Below are 21,330 nucleotides of genomic sequence, written 5' to 3' on the forward strand. Positions count from 1 at the left end.
CTGTTGACCGGGATTTTTTTTATCTGCTCCTGCCAAACACTCCTGACAGTATGCTGTCAGGAGCCCTGTCGTAGACTCTTTTCGAACCCAAACAACAGGCAGGAGGATGTATGAAAAGTGTGATTAACTGGTTTGAAATTCCGGTCGCTGATATGGATCGCGCTATCAAATTTTATGAGCCCGTGATGCAGGTACAGCTGAGACGAGAGAAAATGGATGTGGCTGAGTTAGCCGTTTTCCCGCATGACGATCCGGCCACCGGCGGCGCGCTGGCAAAATTTGAAGGCATTACACCGTCCGTACAGGGCGCTATTATTTACCTGCATACTGACAACCTGGCGGCAACGCTCGATCGCATCGCGTCTGCGGGTGGCGAGTGCGTGTTTGGCCCGCTGGAATTGCCGCGTGGCATTGGCACCATAGCCTTGTTTACCGACAGCGAAGGTAATCGCGTCGGCCTCCATCAACCTGCCTGAGAGCTGAATACGATATGACCCGACGCGCTGACCGTTTGTTTCAGATTGTGCAGATCCTGAGAGGCAGGCGTCTGACAACGGCAGCGCATCTGGCGGACAGGTTGAGCGTATCGGAACGGACCGTATACCGTGATATCCGTGACCTGTCGCTTTCCGGCGTGCCGGTGGAAGGGGAGGCGGGAAGCGGCTATCGGCTGATGTCCGGTTTTGACTTACCTCCGCTGATGCTGACGAACAAAGAATCTGAAGCGCTGATGGTCGCCATCCGTCTTCTGAAAACCTGGGGGGGCGACTCGCTCTCGCGTGAGCTTGAGTCGGCGCAAGAGAAGGTACTGGCGATCCTGCCCGAGGAGAGCCGACGTAAGGCGGAGCAGACGCGAATATATGCGCCGGATATTGCGCTTCAGCCGCATTCGCGCAGCGACTTTGATGTTATTCATCAGGCTATTTCTGCCCAGTGCGTACTGGCGCTGCATTATCGTGATGAAGCCGGGCATCTGACATGGCGCGACATTCAGCCGCTGGGGCTGTTCTTCTGGGGAGAACACTGGCTGCTGGCCGCGTGGTGTGAACGGCGTGATGACTACCGTTGCTTCCGGCTCGACAGGTGTCTGAATATTACGCTCACACAGAGGCGTTTTAGCGAAAGCGCGGAGCGATCGCTGGCGGATTTTCTGCGTAAGGTGAAGCAATAAAAAAGCCAGCATATCAGCTGGCTTTGTCCGTTTTTGCCTTCTTTCACATCAGAAGTTGTAACCGACAACCAGGTAACCACCCCAACCGGTAGAACGTACGCTGAAGTCGCCATTGCCGAAGTTCAGGCTTGCGTCATCGTTCCACTGACCGCCGTTGTGCCAGTAACGCGCAACAACGGAGTAATGCCAGTGATCGTAGTTCAGCGCCAGGATGTGGCTGGAGGCGATGGAGTCGTTGGTACGCGCTTTCTTACCGTTCAGATCACGGAAGTCGTTGTCGCCCAGGTCTGAACCCCAGTCAAAGTTGGTGAAACCGATATAGCTCAGGTTACCGCCCCACAGCTGGGTAATTGGCACAAAGTATTTCACTTTGAAACGGTAGCCATCCCACTCGTTTTCGTTCGCGGCACCGTAGTTCTGCCACTGGTATTTCGCATAGACGTTCAGGGACAGGCTCATTGGCAGACCGGTATCGATGTCGGTACCCAGACCCATATACCAGGTGCTCTGACGACCGGACGCGTTACGGCCCATGTCGTAGATGTAGTTGTTCGCGAAGTACCACTCTTTGAATGGACCAAACGCCAGGCTGGTGCCCGTCAGCTTATCAATGGAGAAGCGGGGTTCGATCTCCATGAACAGGGGTGAACCGTGGTTCCAGATACCTTTCGCATCGGTGTTACCGCCGAAGAAGACCGGTGCATCCATATAGCCGTAGAAATCGAACCAGTCTTTCTTGGCGAAGGCTTCGTACTCCAGGTAGGTATCGTTGCGGATCTGTGGTCCGAAACGGGTGTGATAGCTGCCGACCACGTTAACGCTCTGGTGCCACCAGTCGGAGAGGTATTGTGGTTTATCGTTTTCCGCTGCGTTAACAGTGAAAGTGGAGGAGAGTGCCAGCACGGCGCCAGCCGCGAGTAATGTTTTTTTCATAATCATGCCACTGATTGAAATTCCCTTCCGGGAGTGAAAAATGCGCGAATTGCGTTTCTAAATATTTCGTGTTTCTGCGGAGCCTATTATAGGAATCCTTGCTCACAAAAATATGTGTTGTTTCACATATCTCTCACACGCGTAATCGATTGCGTTCACGTTTGCGTACTTTAAACGGCGGGGATTGTAGCGGCAATGATTTCTGTTGCCAATCTTTGCGGATTGTAAATGTTAGCGGAGTGACATTGCACTCCGCTGAAAGGGGATTACTGCGCGGCGGGCTGGATATCGTGAATGCGGATGAAACCTAACTGATCCGGCGTAAGTCCGTTCAGCTGGATCGGAATGTCAACATCGCTCGGGGCCAGCACGCTGGCGGGTGCGGTGAACAGCTGGCTCTTCACGTTCACTTCCTGATAGTTCTCGGTGGTGCCCTGGATCTGCCCCCACTCGACGGTGCCGCTAAAGGCTGGCAGAGGATCGTTGGATTCCCCCTGAATGCGTAATGTTGCGCGAGTACCATCCGCATTGGCCGCCACGTTAACCAGCGACATTTTCAGCGTGCCAATCTGGCTGTTAAGGCGCGCCGGGGTGTTAGACCCGGGCAGCAGATAAACCCCGCTGCTGGATTTGGCATTCAGCGCGTTTTGCTGGGTGATCTTCACGGTTTCTTTGTTCAGTTTGTCCATCGCGGTATTGAGCGTATTCACGCTTTGTTTCATTTGACGGACTTCGGTTTGCTGTGCACAGGCGCTAAGGGTAAACAGACTCCCCACCAGCAATATTTTCAGGTAACGTCTTGTCATTGCGTTTATTTCCTTGAAATAACGGATCTCCGTAATGGTAGCCAGCATCGCATCAACAGGCATAGATCCTTTGTCTCAAAAAGCTCTTCCTTTGTTGTCAGGCCAGATCAGGGTAAAATGAAAATCAGTTAACCACATAACAGGGATACCGTATGCATTGCCCATTCTGCTCCGCTGTGGATACCAAAGTTATCGACTCTCGCCTTGTGGGCGAAGGGTCTTCCGTACGCCGCCGCCGGCAATGTCTGGTGTGCAACGAGCGTTTCACGACCTTTGAGGTTGCAGAGCTGGTAATGCCGCGCGTGGTAAAAAGTAACGACGTGCGTGAGCCGTTTAACGAAGAGAAACTGCGCAGCGGGATGCTCAAGGCGCTGGAAAAACGGCCTGTCAGTGCAGATGACGTCGAAATGGCGTTAAACCACATAAAATCTTACCTTCGTGGTTTGGGTGAGCGCGAGGTGCCAAGCAAGATGATTGGCAACCTGGTGATGGAGCAACTGAAAAAGCTCGATAAGGTCGCCTATATCCGCTTCGCCTCTGTGTACCGCAGTTTCGAAGATATCAAAGAGTTTGGCGAAGAGATCGCCCGCTTACAGGATTAAGCTCATGCAGGATGAGATTTACATGGCGCGAGCCATGAAGCTGGCGCAGCGCGGTCGTTTTACCACCCATCCCAACCCTAACGTCGGGTGCGTCATTGTCAACGATGGCGAGATCGTGGGCGAAGGGTTTCACTACCGTGCCGGTGAGCCCCATGCCGAAGTTCATGCCCTGCGCATGGCCGGCGAAAAGGCGCGCGGTGCAACGGCCTACGTGACGCTGGAACCCTGCAGCCACCACGGCCGTACCCCGCCGTGCTGCGAAGCACTGATTGCGGCGGGTGTCGCGCGCGTTGTCGCGGCGATGCAGGATCCCAATCCGCAGGTTGCCGGACGTGGCCTGTATCGACTGCAGCAGGAAGGAGTTGATGTCAGTCACGGTCTGATGATGCAGGATGCAGAAGCGATCAACAAAGGCTTCCTGAAGCGCATGCGCACCGGGTTCCCGTACATTCAGCTTAAGCTTGGGGCCTCACTGGATGGTCGTACGGCGATGGCGAACGGCGAGAGCCAGTGGATCACCTCTGCGCAGGCAAGGCGCGATGTGCAACGTCTCCGCGCGCAAAGCCATGCTATCCTCACCAGCAGTGAAACGGTTCTGGCTGATAATCCTGCCATGACCGTGCGCTGGGATGAACTGAATGCCGATACCCAGGCGTGCTACCCGCAGGAAAACCTGCGTCAGCCGCTGCGTATTGTCATCGATAGCCAGAATCGCATCACGCCTGCGCACCGCATCGTGCAACAGCCGGGCGAAACCTGGATTGCACGCACGCAGGACGATGCGCGTGAATGGCCGCAAGGCGTACGCAGCATCATGGTGCCAGAGCATAACGGGCACCTCGACTTAGTGGTGCTGATGATGCTGCTTGGTAAGCAACAGGTGAACAGTATCTGGGTAGAAGCGGGGCCGACGCTGGCCGGCGCGCTGCTGCAGGCCGGGCTGGTGGATGAGCTGATTGTCTACGTAGCACCTAAACTGTTGGGTAACGATGCGCGTGGTCTGTTTGTGCTGCCGGGTCTTGAAAAACTTGGCGATGCACCACAACTCAAATTTAGCGAGATTCGTCCGGTGGGCCCGGATGTCTGCCTCCATTTAACGCCAGCGTAATTGCTCCTGAAATAGGGAAGCAGTGCGCAAAGTATTATGATAAAATCCGCCCCCCTGCGGGGCCAAATGAACCCGTAAAGGAAGAGTATGAACATTATTGAAGCTGCTGTAGCTACCCCGGACGCTCGCGTCGCCATCACCATTGCGCGTTTCAACAACTTCATCAACGACAGCCTGCTGGAAGGTGCCATTGACGCCCTGAAACGTATCGGCCAGGTTAAAGATGACAACATTACCGTTGTTTGGGTTCCAGGTGCTTATGAACTGCCACTGGCAGCGGGCGCGCTGGCGAAAACCGGTAAATACGACGCGGTGATTGCGCTGGGTACCGTTATTCGTGGCGGCACTGCACACTTCGAATACGTTGCAGGCGGTGCAAGCAATGGTCTGGCACACGTTGCGCAGGATGCAGAAATTCCTGTCGCGTTTGGCGTGCTGACTACCGAAAGTATTGAACAAGCCATTGAGCGCGCTGGTACCAAAGCCGGTAACAAAGGTGCAGAAGCTGCACTGACCGCGCTTGAAATGATCAATGTGTTGAAAGCCATTAAGGCCTGATTTTTTTGTAAGGGGAATTCCGTGAAACCTGCTGCTCGTCGCCGCGCCCGTGAATGTGCCGTCCAGGCACTTTACTCCTGGCAGTTGTCCCAGAACGACATCGCTGATGTTGAATACCAGTTCCTGTCAGAACAGGACGTGAAAGACGTTGACGTTCTGTACTTCCGTGAACTGCTGTCGGGAGTGGCGACTAATAGCGCGTATCTCGATGGTCTGATGAAGCCATACCTGTCCCGTCTGCTCGAAGAGCTGGGTCAGGTTGAGAAAGCAGTGTTGCGTATCGCGCTGTTTGAGTTGTCTAAACGTGATGATGTGCCGTACAAAGTGGCCATCAACGAAGCGATCGAACTGGCGAAAACCTTCGGTGCTGAAGACAGCCATAAATTTGTAAACGGCGTGCTGGATAAAGCCGCACCTGCGATCCGTCCCCACAAAAAGTGATCCGCAAACCGGAGTTTTGCATTGCCTGCCGGGCAGTGCGGCTCCGGTTTTTTTATTTAATTTGCTGAGGCATAACGTATGGCATGCGGCGAATTCTCCCTGATTGCCCGTTATTTCGACCGTGTCAGAACCTCTCGTCTTGATGTTGAAACCGGCATTGGCGATGACTGCGCACTTCTCAATATTCCCGAAAAACAGACGCTGGCAATCAGCACCGACACCTTAGTGTGCGGACGTCATTTTTTACCTGATATCGATCCCGCCGATTTGGCGTATAAAGCGCTGGCGGTCAACGTAAGCGATTTAGCGGCCATGGGCGCCGATCCCGCGTGGCTGACGCTGGCGTTGACGCTGCCCGAGGTGGACGAAGACTGGCTTGAAGCCTTTAGCGATGCGCTGTTTGATCAGCTCAACTACTACGATATGCAGCTGATTGGCGGTGACACCACTGCCGGGCCGCTGTCGATGACGCTTGCGATCCACGGCTATGTCCCGCTGGGCCGGGCGCTGAAACGCTCGGGCGCAAAGCCGGGTGACTGGATCTACGTGACCGGCACGCCGGGCGACAGCGCCGCAGGGCTGGCAATCCTCCAGGACCGCTTACGCGTCAAGGATGCCGACGATGCGGCATATCTGGTGAAACGCCATCTGCGCCCAACGCCGCGTATTTTGCACGGCCAGGCGCTGCGCGAGCGGGCAAGCTCGGCTATCGATCTCTCTGACGGGCTTATCTCCGATCTCGGCCATATTCTGAAGGCCAGCGGTGTGGGCGCGCGCGTAGATCTGGATCTGTTCCCGCTGTCAGAGCCATTGCTTCGCCATGTGGAACCCGAGCAGGCTCTGCGCTGGGCGCTCTCCGGCGGCGAAGATTATGAGCTGTGCTTTACCGTACCGGAGCTGAACCGGGGAACGCTGGACGTGGCGCTAGCTCACCTTGGGGCGAAGTTTACCTGTATCGGGCAGATTATGCCGGAAAGCGAAGGGCTGAAATTTGTGCGTGATGGCGCGCCGGTTACGCTTGACTGGAAGGGTTACGACCACTTTGCGTGATTCGTCGGCCGGGTAGCGCTGCGCTTACCCGGCCGAGGGATTTTGTTCCCTCTCCTTTTGGGAGAGGGGCAGGGCGTGGGCTTACTTAAACCCTACCACCGGATGCTGCTGGTACGGCGTTTCCAGCTCGGCGACTTGCTCAGGCGTCAGCGTTAAATCAACGGCACTCAACAACTCATCCAGCTGTTCTTCCCGCGATGTACCGATAATCGGTGCCGCGACTCCGCGTTTGCTCAGCAACCATGCCAGCGCTACCTGCGCACGCGTGGCACCGGTATCATCGGCAATCCCCGCTAAACGTTCGGCGATCAACGCATCGCTGGCTTCCGTACCTTCGTACAAGGTTTTACCGAATGCATCCGACACCGAGCGGGCAGTGGTCTCTCCCCAAGGTCGGGTGAGGCGTCCGCGCGCCAGAGGGCTCCATGGGATCACCGCTACGCCTTCCTGATAGCAGAGCGGCAGCATCTCGCGCTCTTCTTCGCGATAGATAAGGTTGTAGTGATCCTGCATGGTGACAAACCGTGCCCAGCCGTGCTGCGCCTGAAGATCAAGCGCTGAGGCAAACTGCGAAGCGTGCATAGACGATGCGCCTATGTAACGCGCCTTCCCGGCCTTAACCACATCGTTAAGGGCTTCCAGCGTCTCTTCAATCGGCGTGTTGTAATCCCAGCGGTGGATCTGCAGCAGGTCGACATAATCCATATTCAGACGCCGGAGGCTGTCATCAATGGATCGCAGGATTTGCGCACGGGAAAGGCCTTCAGGCAAATCACCCACCTGGTGATATACCTTAGTGGCGACGACCACATCGTCACGGCGGGCAAAATCGCGCAAGGCACGGCCGACAATCTCTTCGCTGCTGCCGTCGGAGTAACTGTTGGCAGTATCAAAAAAGTTAATCCCGCCGTCGAGTGCGCGTTTGATGATAAGGCGGCTGCTCTCTTCCGGCAGCGTCCAGGCGTGATTTCCCCGGTCTGGCTCGCCAAAGGTCATGCATCCCAGGCAAAGTCGGGAAACCTGAAGGTCTGTTTTTCCTAATGTCGTGTATTGCATGGTTCCGCTCCTGCTTTTTTAAACAATACGTTTAAGCATAGCAGGAGCGGAAAAGGGGAGGGATCAGGCAAGCCAGGAACGGATTTTCGACTCAATGCCGGCCGCATCCAGGCCAATCGCCGCACGGGCTTCGTCCTGGGTGCCTTGTGGAATGAAATGATCCGGCAGACCAAGGTTCAGTACCGGCACGGCTTTACGGTTAGCCATCAGCACTTCGTTTACGCCGCTGCCCGCACCGCCCATGATGGCGTTTTCTTCCAGTGTGACCAGCACGTCATGAGATTCCGCCATGCTCAGGATCAGGGCCTCGTCGAGCGGCTTCACAAAGCGCATATCCACGAGGGTCGCATTCAGCGTTTCAGCCACTTTCGCGGCCTCCGGCATCAGCGTACCAAAGTTCAGGATCGCCACTTTCTCACCGCGACGCTTCACCAGACCTTTACCTATCGGCAGTTTTTCCAGCGGCTGCAGTTCAACGCCGACGGCATTGCCGCGCGGGTAGCGCACCGCACTAGGGCCATCCTGATAGTGGTAGCCGGTAAACAGCATCTGACGACATTCGTTCTCATCGCTTGGCGTCATGATGACCATATCCGGGACGCAGCGCAGGAACGACAGATCAAATGCCCCCTGGTGCGTCTGGCCGTCAGCACCCACAATGCCTGCGCGGTCGATAGCAAACAGGACCGGCAGCTTCTGGATGGCAACGTCATGGATCACCTGGTCGTAGGCGCGTTGCAGGAAGGTGGAATAAATGGCGACAACCGGGTTATAACCGCCAATCGCCAGGCCTGCCGCGAAGGTCACCGCATGCTGCTCGGCAATGGCAACGTCAAAATACTGGTCCGGGTATTTTTTGGAGAACTCCACCATGCCAGAACCTTCACGCATGGCCGGGGTGATCGCCATGAGCTTATTGTCTTTAGCGGCGGTTTCACACAGCCAGTCGCCAAAGATTTTTGAATAGCTCGGCATGCCGCCGCTGCTTTTGGGCAGGCAACCGCTGCTCGGGTCGAATTTCGGTACCGCGTGGAAGGTGATGGGATCTTTTTCCGCCGGTTCGTATCCACGGCCTTTTTTGGTCATGATATGCAGGAACTGCGGGCCTTTCAGGTCACGCATGTTTTTCAGCGTGGTGACAAGCCCCAGAACGTCATGCCCGTCCACCGGACCAATATAGTTAAAGCCCAGCTCTTCAAACAGCGTACCCGGCACGACCATGCCTTTGATGTGTTCTTCGGTGCGTTTAAGCAGTTCTTTGATTGGCGGTACGCCGGAGAAGACTTTTTTGCCGCCTTCGCGCAGCGAGGAGTAAAGCTTGCCGGAGAGCAACTGCGCCAGATGGTTGTTCAGCGCGCCCACGTTTTCGGAAATCGACATTTCGTTATCATTAAGGATAACCAGCATGTCTGGCTTGATATCGCCCGCGTGGTTCATGGCCTCAAAGGCCATTCCGGCAGTGATCGCCCCGTCGCCAATGACGCAGACGGTACGACGCTGTTTATTCTCTTTTTCGGCTGCCACCGCAATACCGATACCCGCAGAGATTGAGGTGGAGGAGTGCCCAACGCTTAATACGTCGTACTCGCTCTCGCCACGCCATGGGAACGGATGCAGGCCGCCTTTCTGACGAATGGTGCCAATTTTATCGCGACGTCCGGTCAGAATTTTATGCGGATAGGCCTGGTGGCCGACATCCCAGATGAGCTGATCGAACGGCGTGTTATAGACATAGTGTAGCGCCACGGTCAGCTCTACCGTGCCAAGCCCGGAGGCGAAATGGCCGCTGGAGCGGCTTACGCTGTCGAGCAGGTAGCGACGCAGCTCATCGCACAGCTTCGGCAGGCTCTCTTTCGGCAACAGGCGTAACTCCTGGGTGGAGTCAACTAACGCCAGTGTCGGGTATTTGGCAATATCAAAACTCATCAAAGGCTCATCGAGATAGTGTGTTTATTTATCACGCTGGATTATATAGTCCGCTAGCGCTTCCAGTGCCGAAGTATCCAGTGATTGCGCGGCCAGTTGATTCAGCGACTGGCGGGCATCCTCTATCAGATCCCGGGCTTTACGTTGGGCTTGCTCAAGACCCAGCAGGGCGGGGTAGGTACTTTTGCCAAGCTGCTGATCCGCACCCTGACGTTTACCCAATGTTGCAGTATCGCCCACCACATCCAGAATGTCATCCTGAACCTGGAATGCCAGACCGATACTTTCTGCGTATCTGTCCAGTATCGGCAGGGCTTTGCGCCCCTGTTCACCCGCGCTCAGGGCGCCCAGACGAACGGCTGCACGAATCAATGCGCCCGTTTTATGGCGATGAATACGCTCCAGCTGTTCCAGATTAACCTGACGTCCTTCCGCTTCCAGATCCAGTGCCTGACCGCCACACATACCGGCGACGCCGCTGGCCATTGCCAGTTCAGAGATCATCGACAGACGGTCACGGTCGGCCACTTCGGCCATCGGCGCATCGCTCAGAATCGAGAACGCCAGGGTTTGCAGGGCATCCCCCGCCAGAATGGCATTCGCTTCGCCAAACTTGATGTGGCAGGTAGGCTGGCCACGACGCAGATCGTCGTCGTCCATGGCTGGCAAATCATCATGGATCAGCGAGTAGGCATGGATGCACTCAACGGCGGCTGCCGGGGCATCCAGCGTGGTAGCGCTGATACCAAACATATTGCCCGTGGCGTAGACCAGAAACGGACGCAGGCGCTTTCCACCCAAGAGTGCGCCATAGTGCATGGCTTCAACCAGTGGAGTGTTCTGAAAAGGCTGTGGCTCAATAAAACGGCGCAGCGCATCGTTGGCACGCGCGACGCATGCCTGAAGCTCGTTGGCGAAATCCATTTACTCGGCGTCCGGTGTGAATGGCGTAGTTTTAGCGTCTTCGCTGTCGGACAGCAGGATCTGCACGCGCTGCTCGGCCTGCTGCAGTTTGACCTGCCCCTGGCGCGCCAGCTGCACGCCGCGCTCGAATTCATTGAGCGCCTCTTCCAGGGATAAATCGCCGCTCTCAAGGCGGGTGACAATCTGCTCCAGCTCACTCAGCGCAGTTTCAAAACTGGCCGGTGCGTCGTTCTTCTTCGGCATAGTGAATTGACTCTTATATTCTCAGCCCCGACATGGTAACGGACTCGGGGCAATTATCAAATAACGCGCAATGTGCACAGGAGCGGCGTGAAGATGATATACTTGCGCGCCTGGATGCAGCCACGGGTGTGGGCTGCTATACACGTCATCCTTCAGGTTGTCTCTGTTTGGGCTACGTTTGCGCCTTTCCGTTACTTACTCGCGTAAGCTTGCGGGGGGCTGTGACTCGCCGCGTTGATGCCACCTGAATGATTTTGTGTATATTTCATTTTCCATTACAAGCCTTAAGCTTGCCTAAGAAACATTGCCGCCATGAAGTTTATCATTAAATTGTTCCCTGAAATCACCATCAAAAGCCAATCTGTGCGTTTGCGCTTTATTAAAATTCTCACCGGGAACATTCGTAACGTATTAAAACACTACGACGAAACGCTCGCCGTGGTGCGTCACTGGGACCACGTTGAGGTTCGCGCGAAAGATGAAAACAAACGTCAGGATATTCGCGACGCGCTGACCCGTATTCCGGGCATTCACCATATTCTGGAAGTGGAAGACGTTCCTTACACCTCCCTGCATGACATTTTTGAAAAAGCGCTGGTGCAGTACCGCGATCAGATTGAAGGCAAAACCTTCTGCGTGCGCGTGAAGCGTCGTGGTAAGCATGAGTTTAGCTCCATTGAAGTGGAGCGCTATGTGGGTGGCGGCCTCAATCAGCACGTTGAGAGCGCCCGCGTGCGCCTGACTAACCCGGATGTGACCGTAAACCTGGAGATCGAAAACGATCGCCTGCTGCTGGTGAAAGGCCGTTATGAAGGTATCGGCGGTTTCCCAATCGGCACGCAGGAAGATGTCCTGTCGCTGATCTCCGGCGGTTTCGACTCCGGTGTTTCCAGCTATATGCTGATGCGCCGCGGCTGTCGCGTACACTACTGCTTCTTTAACCTGGGCGGTGCGGCGCATGAAATCGGCGTGCGTCAGGTCGCGCATTATCTGTGGAACCGCTTCGGCAGCTCCCACCGCGTGCGTTTTGTGGCGATCAACTTTGAGCCAGTGGTCGGCGAAATTCTTGAAAAAGTGGACGACGGTCAGATGGGCGTGGTGCTGAAACGCATGATGGTGCGTGCAGCGTCCAAAGTGGCAGAGCGCTACGGCGTGCAGGCGCTGGTCACCGGTGAAGCGCTGGGCCAGGTCTCCAGCCAGACCCTGACCAACCTGCGTCTTATCGACAACGTATCGGATACCCTGATCCTGCGTCCGCTGATCTCCTACGATAAAGAGCACATCATCGATCTGGCGCGCAAAATCGGTACCGAAGATTTTGCCCGCACCATGCCGGAATACTGCGGTGTGATCTCAAAAAGCCCGACCGTCAAAGCGGTGAAGGCGAAAATCGAAGCCGAAGAAGAGAACTTCGATTTCGGCATTCTGGAGAAGGTGGTGGCGGAAGCGACCAACATCGATATCCGCGAGATCGCCCAGCAGACCGAGCAGGAAGTGGTTGAAGTTGAAACCGTCAGCGGTTTCGGTGCCAACGACGCGATTCTGGATATCCGTTCCATTGATGAACAGGATGACAAACCGCTGCAGGTTGAAGGCGTGGACGTGGTTTCCCTGCCGTTCTACAAGCTGAGCACCAAATTCGGCGATCTCGACCAGAGCAAAACGTATCTGCTGTGGTGCGAGCGCGGGGTGATGAGCCGTCTGCAGGCACTGTATCTGCGCGAGCAGGGCTTTGCGAATGTGAAGGTCTATCGTCCTTAACCGTTTGCCGGGTGGCGGCTTCGCTTACCCGGCTTTCTTTACACGCTACGCTTCGTAAAAATTATAAATCCCCGCCGCCATCACTAACGACGACGCCACCTCGTAGGCTTTCTCGCGCCCGACCAGCAGGTCGATAATCTTCAGTCCAAAATCGATCGCGGTACCCGGCCCCTGGCTGGTGAGCAGATTGACGCGCGGATCCCAGACCACACGTTTATCCACCCATTGCTCTTCAGGAATGGTCTCTTTCAGTCCCGGGAAACCGGTCATATTCCCGATCGGGAAAATGTTATGCGGCACCAGAACCGTGCCGGCTGCGGCACAAATTGCCGCAACGATGCGCCCCGACAGATGGAATTGCCTGACGGTTTCGACCAGGAGCGGGCTGTCGCGAAAATACTCCGCGCCCTTCAGGCCGCCCGGCAGTACGATGATGTCGTAATCCCCGTCGGCCACCTGCACAAGCGGTGCATCGGCGAGGATTTTTACGCCGCGTGAACAGGTGATGGTCAGATTACCGTCGCTGGCGACGCTGGCGGTGGTCACGTTAATGCCGCCGCGCACCATCAAATCAATGGTGGTGACGGCTTCTGTCTCTTCGCTACCAGGGGCGAGGCAGATCAGTGCTGACGCGCTCATATTCACTCTCCTTACGTTTAACCAGGTCATACAGACGGGCATTTTCCGGCACGGCAATGCCGTGGGCGCGGGCGCGTTTAAGCAAATAGCCCGTGATGTAATCAATCTCTGTGTGGCGTAATGCCCGAATGTCCTGCAACATCGAGGAGATGTTTTCTGCAGTACTTTCAATTACCTGCTCAACATAATAGCGTAAATCCTCCGCCGAGGTATGCAGGCCTTCACGTTCGATAACCGAGGCGACCTCCGCGCACAGGGTGGCAATTTCCTGCGGATGATTTTTCAGTTCCCCGTTCGGGCAGTTCCACAGCGCCGTCAGCGGATTGATCACGCAGTTAACCGCCAGCTTGCGCCACAGCTGCGGGCGGATAGTGTCATGCCAGGCCACGTCCGGCAGGACCTTCTGCAGAACATCCGCCAGATAGCTGTAGTCGCCATCCTGCGTACGGGCGGGGCCCATGTGCGTTACGCCGCTGGCGACATGCACGATAATGTTGCCATCGCGGCGTGCAGCGTGCGTGGTGGTCGCCATCAACAAGGGATGCGGGATGCTTTTCAGCTCATCAATGGTTCCCATGCCGTTATGCAGCAGCAGGATGGGGGAGTCTGGGGGAAGTTGCGCGGCCAGCGTCTTTACCGCATCTGATACCTGCCATGCTTTGAGCGTGACCAGCAGCAGATCGCTTTGCGCCAGAAAATCCGGATCGTTCGCGGTGAGTGATTCGTTGAATATACTTCCGTCTTCGTCAATCAGGTTCACACTGCAATAGGGCTGGGGCACGCGCAGCCAGCCCTGTACCTCATGTCCGTGCTTGCAAAGCGCGGTCAGCCATAGCTGTCCAAGGGCTCCGCATCCGAGCACTGTAATTTTCATTGTTCCTCCTCACCTGCAACTGCGCCAGGTGTTACGGCCTAAGTATAGCGCCGTCAGCTAAGCTTCTGTTGAGTAAACCCTGTGACATCTGTGCGGTGTTTCCTCACGTGAGCGGCCAGGGATAGCTGCAACTCGAATTATTTGGGGTATCTGCCTTGTAGCGGGTATTATGCAACGCAACAAAAATGAAGGGAGAAGAAAAGATGCCATCTTTCGATATTGTTTCCGAAGTTGATATCCAGGAAGTCCGCAACGGCGTTGAAAACGCAAGCCGTGAAGTTGAGTCACGTTTCGACTTTCGTGGCGTTGAGGCAACTTTCGAGCTGAACGATGCGAATAAGACCATTAAGGTCCTGAGCGAATCTGATTTCCAGGTTAACCAGCTGCTGGATATTCTGCGCGCCAAGCTGCTTAAACGCGGCATTGAAGGCACCTCACTGGATGTACCAGACGAGTTTGTGCATAGCGGTAAAAACTGGTTTGTCGAAGCCAAACTGAAGCAGGGTATTGAGAGCGCGGTTCAGAAGAAGATCGTTAAGCTCATCAAGGACAGCAAGCTGAAGGTTCAGGCGCAAATCCAGGGTGAAGAAATTCGTGTGACCGGTAAATCCCGCGATGACCTGCAGGCCGTTATGGCGCTGGTACGTGGCGGCGATCTGGGGCAGCCGTTCCAGTTCAAGAACTTCCGCGATTAAGACAAAAATGCCCGGCTTTACCGGGCATTTTTTCAGGCTTTGAGAGCCTGCTCGATTTCGAAGCGGTTAGTCACTTTACTGTCTATTTTGACGTAAGCGCTGCGCTCTTGTGGGGCAATAAGCACTTCACTTACCCCCTCTGTTGCTTCAAGACGCTGTTTTAGCGCGTCGGTAATCTCAACATCCTCAGGAATTTCGACCCGCAGACTGCTGACGTAGCGCGGCTCTTTCATGCTGCTGGCGACCAGCAGCCAGACCATCGCCAGAAGTGCGCCCGCGAGGAACACGGTTTGCGAATCAAACAGGCCGTCCACCCAGCCGCCGAGCGAGCCCCCGATAGCCACGCCGATAAACTGGCTGGTGGAGTAGATCCCCATTGCTGTGCCTTTATAGCCGGCCGGGGACTCCTTGCTAATCAGCGATGGCAGCAGGGCTTCCATCAGGTTAAAGGCCAGGAAGAAGAGCTGCACGCCGGCCACCAGTTCCCAGAAGTGCGGGCCGGATCCCCAGAGCACAATCTCGGCAATCAGCAGCACCGCCACGCAGCCAATGAAGACGCGCTTCATCTTGCGTTTCACTTCGGCGTAGATGATGAACGGCACGACCGAAACGAACGAAATCAGCATGGTCACCAGATAGATTTTCCAGTGCTCCGCGGCAGGGAAGCCCGCGGCGGCAAGCTGACCGGGAAGGGCGACAAAGGTCGACATCAGCAGGATGTGCAGACACATGATGCCGAAGTTAAGTTTAAGCAGGCGCGGTTCCATCAGCACTTTGCTGAAGCAGCCTTTCACCATCCCGGATTCACGGTTAAGGACGTGGTTTTTGCTGTCCGGCACCACCCAAAGGGTCAGCGCAATACCGACGGTCGCCAGCACGGCAATCATCCAGAACAGGGCATGCAGGCCGAGTTTATGGGTGATGATAGGCCCGAGCACCATCGCAATCGCGAAAGTGACGCCAAAGCTCACGCCGATAAACGCCATCGCTTTGGTGCGATTCTGCTCACGGGTTAAGTCTGACAGCAGCGCCATCACGGCGGCGGCAATCGCACCAGAGCCCTGCAGGGCGCGACCAAGAATAATTCCCCAGATGGAGTGGGAGAGGGCGGCTATCACGCTGCCGAGCACAAAAATAAGCAGGCCGCCGACAATCAGCGGTTTGCGGCCAACCCGATCCGAGAGCAGGCCAAACGGGATCTGAAATACCGCCTGAGCCAGACCGTAGATGCCAATCGCCAGGCCAATCAGCGCTTCGCTGGCACCCTGTAGCGCCATGCCGTACGTGGTCAGAACAGGCAGGACCATAAACATGCCAAGCATCCGTAGCGAGAAAACAGTCCCTAAACCCCAGGTCGCGCGCAATTCGCCTGGTGTCATTTTATAATCGTTCATTACCACCTCAATTCAAAAGCAGGCCATAGTGTAGTGCGGGGAAGGGGCGGGGTAAATAAAGGGTTATTTAACAAATATTACATGCGTTATTAATGGATTCGATGAATAAAAAAGGGTGCCGAAGCACCCTTTTATTCACCTGGTGTGACTTACCAGACGTAAGTCAGCAGGTTGTGTGAATCAGGCACCATGAAATCCACGGACATCATCACCGACAGCGAAGTGATAGCGACAATGGAGAACACGAACAGCTTACGTGCCCAGACCTTGTCATCTTCCACTTTGTAGCCGCGCAGGGCCATGCCGAGCCACCAGACGCTCACCGCAGCCGCTACCGCCAGGTATTTGTACCCGGCGTAACCGCCCAGAGAGAGCATCAGCGTTGCCACGGCAAAGGCGATGATGTACAGCGTGATGTGGTTTTTAGCCACGGAAATGCCCTTCACGACCGGCAGAACCGGGATGTTCGCTGCCTGATAATCCTTAAAGCGGAAAATCGCGATGGCATAGGAGTGCGGCATCTGCCACAGGCTAAAGATAGCCAGCAGGATCAGCGCACCGCTGTCGAACTCGTTCGTGACGGCGCAGTAGCCAATCACCGGCGGCGCAGCGCCGGAGAGAGAACCAATCAGCGTTCCGTAGACGGAGTGGCGTTTCATATACAGGCTGTAAACGCCCACATAGACAACGAACCCCATCACCCCCAGCCAACAAGCCAGAGGATTAGCGCCAAACCACAGCAGCATAAAGCCAGCAATACCCAGCAAGGTGGCGTACACCAGCGAGACGGAAGGGGCGATCAGGCCTTTAACCAGCACCCGATTTTTAGTCCTTTCCATCTTCTTGTCGATATCCATGTCGATGTAGTTGTTAAATACACAACCGGATGCAACAACCAGCGACACACCGACCAGCGTAGCGATAAAGAGGGTGTAATCGATGCTGCCTTTAGAGGCCAGCAGGAACCCCCCAATGACGGAGATCAGGTTGCCAAAGATGATGCCTGGTTTCGTGACTTGCAGGTATTGCTTAAACATACTCGCCGCTCTTAGTGAACCATCATGTTGTAGTTAAGGTTCCACATAATCCAGATGGAACCGACTACCAGGATAGCGATGATAATCACGGTAAAGATGAAAGCCGTCATGTTCCAGCCTTCATCGGACTTGGTGTTCATGTGCAGGAAGCAAACCAGATGCACCAGAATCTGAATCACCGCGGTTACCAGGATCGCACCCAGAATAACCGGCTTAGACGCAGAACCGCTCATCACCATCCAGAACGGGATCACCGTCAGAATGATCGACAGGATGAAACCTGTCATATAGGTTTTTACGCTACCGTGGGAAGCGCCATGATCGTTTGAATGACTCATTACATCGCCCCCATCAGATATACAACAGAGAACACACAGATCCACACAACGTCCAGGAAGTGCCAGAACAGGCTCAGGCACAGGATACGTGTGCGGTTAGTGCTGGTCAGGCCACGACGGGAGATCTGGAACATCAGTACTGCCATCCAGATCAGACCAGACGTTACGTGCAGACCGTGGGTCCCGACCAGTGCGAAGAACGCAGACAGGAAGCCACTACGATCCGGCCCGAAGCCTTCCATAATCAGGTGATGGAATTCATAGATTTCCATCCCGATAAAGCCAGCACCAAACAGCCAGGTCAACGCCAGCCAGGAGACAACCTGGCTCTTGTTGTTTTTGTACATGGCGATAGCCGCCATGCCGTAGGTGATGGAGCTGAACAGCAGCAGCGCAGTTTCTACCAGAACGAACGGCAGTTCAAAGATGTCCTTGCCAGCCGGGCCGCCCGCAGTGCCGTTCACCAGAACGGCATACGTTGCGAACAGACAGCAGAACAGAATGCAGTCGCTCATCAGGTAGATCCAGAAACCGAAGACTTTCGTCGGTCCTGTATCGTGGTGCGCATGTTCATGCGCGTGGGCAGTAGAGTGCGCCAAAGTATCAGTTGCCATTTTTCAGCCCCGCTTTAGAAATCTCATCGAAATGCTGGTTTTCCAGTTTTTCGACTTCACGGACTGGTACGTAGTAGTCTACGTCCTCGTCAAAGCTCTTCACAATCCAGCTGATTACGATGCCGGCGAAGCCAACAATCGCCATCCACCAGATGTGCCAGATCATTGCGAAGCCAAATACCGTTGCGAAGGCGGCAATAACAATGCCCGCACCGCTGTTTTTCGGCATGTGGATCTCTTCGTAATGAGCAGGTTGCTTGTACGCTTCACCTTTTTCTTTCATTTCCCAGAATGCGTCGCGTTCATGGACCTGCGGCACAATGGCGAAGTTATAGAACGGTGGTGGAGAAGAGGTTGCCCACTCCAGCGTACGGCCACCCCATGGGTCACCGGTCAGGTCACGGTTCTGATCGCGGTCGCGAATAGAAACGTAGAACTGAATCAGCTGAGACGCGATACCACAAGCAATCAGCACGGCACCGCCCGCTGCAACCATCAGCATTGGGTGGAACTGTGGATCAATCTGCTGGCTCAGACGACGGGTCATACCCATGAAGCCCAGCACGTACAGCGGCATAAATGCAACGAAGAAGCCGATGATCCAGAACCAGAATGCGCGTTTACCCCATTTTTCGTTCAGGGTGAAACCGAACGCTTTTGGCCACCAGTAGGTTACGCCAGCGAAGCAGCCGAAGACCACACCACCGATGATAACGTTATGGAAGTGCGCAATCAGGAACAGACTGTTGTGCAGAACGAAGTCAGCACCCGGTACCGCCAGCAGTACACCGGTCATCCCACCCACGGAGAAGGTGACGATGAAGCCGATAGTCCACAGCATTGCTGAGTGGAACACGATACGGCCCTGGTACATGGTGAACAGCCAGTTGAAGATCTTAACCCCGGTAGGGATTGCGATAATCATGGTTGTAATACCGAAGAAGGCGTTTACGTTCGCGCCAGCACCCATGGTGAAGAAGTGGTGCAGCCAAACGATGAACGACAGAACGGTAATACACACGGTTGCCCACACCAGAGAGGTGTAACCAAACAGACGTTTACGCGAGAAGGTTGCTGCGATTTCGGAGAACACACCGAAGACCGGCAGAACCAGGATATACACTTCCGGATGACCCCAGGCCCAAATCAGGTTGATGTACATCATCATGTTGCCACCCATATCGTTGGTAAAGAAATGGGTGCCCAGGTAGCGGTCCAGGGTCAGCAGCGCGATGGTGACGGTCAGAATTGGGAATGATGCAATAATCAGGATGTTGGCGCACAGAGATGCCCAGGTAAATACCGGCATCTTGAACATGGTCATGCCAGGGGCACGCATCTTGATAATGGTCACGAAGAAGTTGATACCGGTCAGGGTTGTACCGACACCGGAGAGCTGAAGTGCCCAAATCCAGTAATCGACGCCAACGCCCGGACTGTACTCAATTCCCGAAAGCGGCGGGTAAGCCAGCCAGCCGGTCTGAGCAAATTCGCCCACACCCAGTGACAGGTTAACCAGGATAACGCCGACAACCGTGAACCAGAAGCTCAGGTTGTTCAGGAACGGGAACGCTACGTCGCGCGCGCCGATTTGCAGCGGAACGACAACGTTCATCAGACCGATAACCAGCGGCATCGCCACGAAGAAGATCATGATAACGCCGTGGGCGGTAAAGATCTGGTCGTAGTGATGCGGCGGCAGGAAGCCGGCTTCACCCGCAGACGCGAGTGCCTGCTGGCTACGCATCATGATCGCATCCGCAAAGCCACGAATTAACATGACGATACCGACGATGCAGTACATGATACCCAGTTTTTTGTGGTCAACCGAAGTCAGCCACTCGTTCCACAGGTAGCTCCACTTACCGAAGTAAGTGATCAAGGCCAGTAAGGCTGCGCCACCGATGATAATTGCAGCAACCGTAACCACGATAATGGGTTCATGGTAGGGCACTGCATCCAGTGTCAATTTTCCGAACATTTTCTTCCTCGGCCCCTTAGTGAGCGGTTTCCGCGTGGCTCATGTCCATGCCTTCCATACCTTCGTGTGCGCTATGCTCACCTTCAGGCTGGGTCATGTCCATGCTCTTGCCGTGATCCATAAATTTGCCAATAACGTCTTTGAACAAATCTGGTTTCACGTTAGAGAAGTACTCCACCTTGTTATATTCGCTAGGTGCTGCCACTTTTTCGAACGCCGCCATGTCAGACATGGTGTTTGGAGACTGCTTCGCTTTTTCAACCCACTGGTCGAAAGCGGCACGGTCTGGCGTCGCGATAGCTTTGAACTTCATACCTGAGAAGCCCGGGCCGCTATAGCTGGCGGAGATACCATCGTAGGTGCCTGCTTCATTCGCGATCAGGTGCAGGTTAGTCTGCATACCGGCCATCGCGTAAATCTGGCTACCCAGACGTGGGATGAAGAAGGAGTTCATTACGGAGTTGGAGGTCACTTTGAACTGAACCGGAGTGTTCGCCGGGAAGGCGATTTCATTCACGGTGGCAATGCCCTGTTCCGGATAGATGAAGAACCATTTCCAGTCCATGGAGACCACTTCAATGGTAATCGGTTTTTCATCGTGAACCAGCGGCTTGCTTGGCTCAAGTGCGTGAGTGGTTTTCCATGTCAGTACGGCAAGGAACAGGATGATCAGGATAGGTACCGTCCAGACCACAGCTTCCACTTTATTGGAGTGTGACCAGTTAGGGCTATACTTCGCATCTTTATTGCTCGCACGATACTTCCAGGCGAAACCAACAGCCATCAAAATGGCTGGAATAACCACAATCAACATCAGGCCAAAAGCCGTCAATATCAGTGAACGTTGTTCCAGTCCAATCTGTCCTTTGGGGTCAAGTAGTGCAGAATCGCAGCCACTGAGTAATACAGTGCCTGCGAATAATGACAACCATCCCAAACTTTTATTGTATTTCCTGAGTCTCATTTAACGACCTCAATTCCACGGGAGTCTGGTGGCGTTTAAAGTGTGGGGGCATTTTACGGGAAGGTTACATTACTGTAAACATCATTAGACCTGTGTCAGGAAGGTGTTACCGGGTTCTGCCGCACATGTCACAAGTGTTGCAAATTATGTCGCTTTTTAAGACGTAAGCCGCATGGCATGGGCTTTATAACGAAAGGACCCCCAAGCATACCCTA

At 54.8% G+C, this 21,330-nt stretch carries 23 protein-coding genes; 9 read left to right on the forward strand and 14 right to left on the reverse strand.

Annotated features, from left to right (window positions below; translation table 11 throughout):
* Positions 1–110 precede the first annotated feature (110 nt).
* Both HV242_RS04605 and HV242_RS04610 read left to right on the forward strand, forming a co-directional pair.
* A complete protein-coding gene (locus tag HV242_RS04605; protein WP_020885224.1) occupies positions 111–476 on the forward strand; it encodes a VOC family protein in 366 nt (121 codons plus the stop codon).
* A gap of 14 nt (positions 477–490) precedes the next feature.
* On the forward strand, positions 491–1,171 hold the full coding sequence (locus tag HV242_RS04610; protein WP_014168847.1) for a helix-turn-helix transcriptional regulator: 681 nt from the start codon (positions 491–493) through the stop codon (positions 1,169–1,171).
* Between the two features lie 48 nt (positions 1,172–1,219).
* Here HV242_RS04610 and HV242_RS04615 read toward each other — a convergent pair whose 3' ends face one another.
* Both HV242_RS04615 and HV242_RS04620 read right to left on the reverse strand, forming a co-directional pair.
* Positions 1,220–2,104, reverse strand: a complete 885-nt coding sequence (locus HV242_RS04615) for a nucleoside-specific channel-forming protein Tsx (RefSeq protein ID WP_025204975.1) — start codon at positions 2,102–2,104, stop codon at positions 1,220–1,222.
* Between the two features lie 266 nt (positions 2,105–2,370).
* On the reverse strand, positions 2,371–2,910 hold the full coding sequence (locus HV242_RS04620; RefSeq protein ID WP_025204974.1) for a SadB/YajI family lipoprotein: 540 nt from the start codon (positions 2,908–2,910) through the stop codon (positions 2,371–2,373).
* A 152-nt stretch (positions 2,911–3,062) separates the two neighbouring features.
* Between HV242_RS04620 and nrdR the strand changes: the two genes are divergently transcribed.
* The 5 genes from nrdR (at position 3,063) to thiL (ending at position 6,669) form a co-directional block, all read left to right on the forward strand.
* Positions 3,063–3,512, forward strand: coding sequence for a transcriptional regulator NrdR (gene nrdR, locus HV242_RS04625; protein ID WP_008503337.1), 450 nt, complete (start codon positions 3,063–3,065; stop codon positions 3,510–3,512).
* A 4-nt stretch (positions 3,513–3,516) separates the two neighbouring features.
* Positions 3,517–4,620 carry a bifunctional diaminohydroxyphosphoribosylaminopyrimidine deaminase/5-amino-6-(5-phosphoribosylamino)uracil reductase RibD gene (gene ribD, locus HV242_RS04630; protein WP_020885222.1) on the forward strand — a complete coding sequence of 368 codons (1,104 nt, stop codon included), beginning with the start codon at positions 3,517–3,519 and terminating at the stop codon, positions 4,618–4,620.
* Positions 4,621–4,707: 87 nt separating this feature from the next.
* Positions 4,708–5,178 (forward strand): 6,7-dimethyl-8-ribityllumazine synthase, encoded by a 471-nt coding sequence (gene ribH / locus HV242_RS04635; protein WP_006176874.1) that lies wholly within the window; start codon positions 4,708–4,710, stop codon positions 5,176–5,178.
* 21 nt (positions 5,179–5,199) lie between these two features.
* Entirely contained in the window at positions 5,200–5,619 is a 420-nt protein-coding gene (gene nusB / locus HV242_RS04640; RefSeq protein WP_006809908.1) for a transcription antitermination factor NusB, read from the forward strand.
* A gap of 78 nt (positions 5,620–5,697) precedes the next feature.
* A complete protein-coding gene (gene thiL, locus HV242_RS04645; protein ID WP_020885221.1) occupies positions 5,698–6,669 on the forward strand; it encodes a thiamine-phosphate kinase in 972 nt (323 codons plus the stop codon).
* 81 nt (positions 6,670–6,750) lie between these two features.
* Here thiL and HV242_RS04650 read toward each other — a convergent pair whose 3' ends face one another.
* The 4 genes from HV242_RS04650 to xseB form a co-directional block, all read right to left on the reverse strand.
* Positions 6,751–7,725 (reverse strand): aldo/keto reductase, encoded by a 975-nt coding sequence (locus HV242_RS04650; RefSeq protein ID WP_014168853.1) that lies wholly within the window; start codon positions 7,723–7,725, stop codon positions 6,751–6,753.
* Between the two features lie 63 nt (positions 7,726–7,788).
* A complete protein-coding gene (dxs, locus tag HV242_RS04655) occupies positions 7,789–9,651 on the reverse strand; it encodes a 1-deoxy-D-xylulose-5-phosphate synthase (protein ID WP_020885219.1) in 1,863 nt (620 codons plus the stop codon).
* A 24-nt stretch (positions 9,652–9,675) separates the two neighbouring features.
* Positions 9,676–10,575, reverse strand: coding sequence for a (2E,6E)-farnesyl diphosphate synthase (ispA, locus tag HV242_RS04660; RefSeq protein WP_047355639.1), 900 nt, complete (start codon positions 10,573–10,575; stop codon positions 9,676–9,678).
* Positions 10,576–10,818 (reverse strand): exodeoxyribonuclease VII small subunit, encoded by a 243-nt coding sequence (gene xseB, locus HV242_RS04665; RefSeq protein ID WP_047355640.1) that lies wholly within the window; start codon positions 10,816–10,818, stop codon positions 10,576–10,578. It lies immediately after the preceding gene.
* A 312-nt stretch (positions 10,819–11,130) separates the two neighbouring features.
* On the opposite strand from xseB, the gene thiI reads away from it, so the two are divergent.
* A complete protein-coding gene (gene thiI, locus HV242_RS04670) occupies positions 11,131–12,579 on the forward strand; it encodes a tRNA uracil 4-sulfurtransferase ThiI (RefSeq protein ID WP_014168857.1) in 1,449 nt (482 codons plus the stop codon).
* A gap of 45 nt (positions 12,580–12,624) precedes the next feature.
* Here thiI and yajL read toward each other — a convergent pair whose 3' ends face one another.
* Positions 12,625–13,218 (reverse strand): protein deglycase YajL, encoded by a 594-nt coding sequence (gene yajL / locus HV242_RS04675; RefSeq protein ID WP_020885217.1) that lies wholly within the window; start codon positions 13,216–13,218, stop codon positions 12,625–12,627.
* Complete coding sequence (gene panE / locus HV242_RS04680) at positions 13,181–14,092, reverse strand: 2-dehydropantoate 2-reductase (protein ID WP_014168859.1); 912 nt, start codon at positions 14,090–14,092, stop codon at positions 13,181–13,183. The genes yajL and panE overlap by 38 nt, the downstream gene beginning before the upstream one ends.
* A 203-nt stretch (positions 14,093–14,295) precedes the next feature.
* On the opposite strand from panE, the gene HV242_RS04685 reads away from it, so the two are divergent.
* A complete protein-coding gene (locus HV242_RS04685; protein ID WP_020885215.1) occupies positions 14,296–14,787 on the forward strand; it encodes a YajQ family cyclic di-GMP-binding protein in 492 nt (163 codons plus the stop codon).
* Positions 14,788–14,819: 32 nt separating this feature from the next.
* On the opposite strand, the gene HV242_RS04690 is transcribed toward HV242_RS04685, so the two are convergent.
* From HV242_RS04690 to cyoA, 6 genes are all read right to left on the reverse strand, one after another.
* Positions 14,820–16,181 (reverse strand): MFS transporter, encoded by a 1,362-nt coding sequence (locus HV242_RS04690; RefSeq protein WP_020885214.1) that lies wholly within the window; start codon positions 16,179–16,181, stop codon positions 14,820–14,822.
* Positions 16,182–16,330: 149 nt separating this feature from the next.
* Complete coding sequence (cyoE, locus tag HV242_RS04695; RefSeq protein WP_014168862.1) at positions 16,331–17,218, reverse strand: heme o synthase; 888 nt, start codon at positions 17,216–17,218, stop codon at positions 16,331–16,333.
* Between the two features lie 11 nt (positions 17,219–17,229).
* Positions 17,230–17,556, reverse strand: a complete 327-nt coding sequence (locus tag HV242_RS04700) for a cytochrome o ubiquinol oxidase subunit IV (protein WP_006176899.1) — start codon at positions 17,554–17,556, stop codon at positions 17,230–17,232.
* A complete protein-coding gene (locus HV242_RS04705) occupies positions 17,556–18,170 on the reverse strand; it encodes a cytochrome o ubiquinol oxidase subunit III (protein WP_014168863.1) in 615 nt (204 codons plus the stop codon). The genes HV242_RS04700 and HV242_RS04705 overlap by 1 nt, the downstream gene beginning before the upstream one ends.
* Complete coding sequence (gene cyoB, locus HV242_RS04710; RefSeq protein WP_014168864.1) at positions 18,160–20,151, reverse strand: cytochrome o ubiquinol oxidase subunit I; 1,992 nt, start codon at positions 20,149–20,151, stop codon at positions 18,160–18,162. Before cyoB ends, HV242_RS04705 begins: the two co-directional genes overlap by 11 nt.
* Positions 20,152–20,167: 16 nt before the next feature.
* Positions 20,168–21,115 carry a cytochrome o ubiquinol oxidase subunit II gene (gene cyoA, locus HV242_RS04715; RefSeq protein ID WP_008503322.1) on the reverse strand — a complete coding sequence of 316 codons (948 nt, stop codon included), beginning with the start codon at positions 21,113–21,115 and terminating at the stop codon, positions 20,168–20,170.
* Between the last annotated feature and the right edge of the window lie 215 nt (positions 21,116–21,330).

This window comes from Enterobacter sp. RHBSTW-00593 (genome assembly GCF_013784105.1).
In the GTDB taxonomy this organism is placed as follows: Bacteria; Pseudomonadota; Gammaproteobacteria; order Enterobacterales; family Enterobacteriaceae; genus Enterobacter; species Enterobacter ludwigii.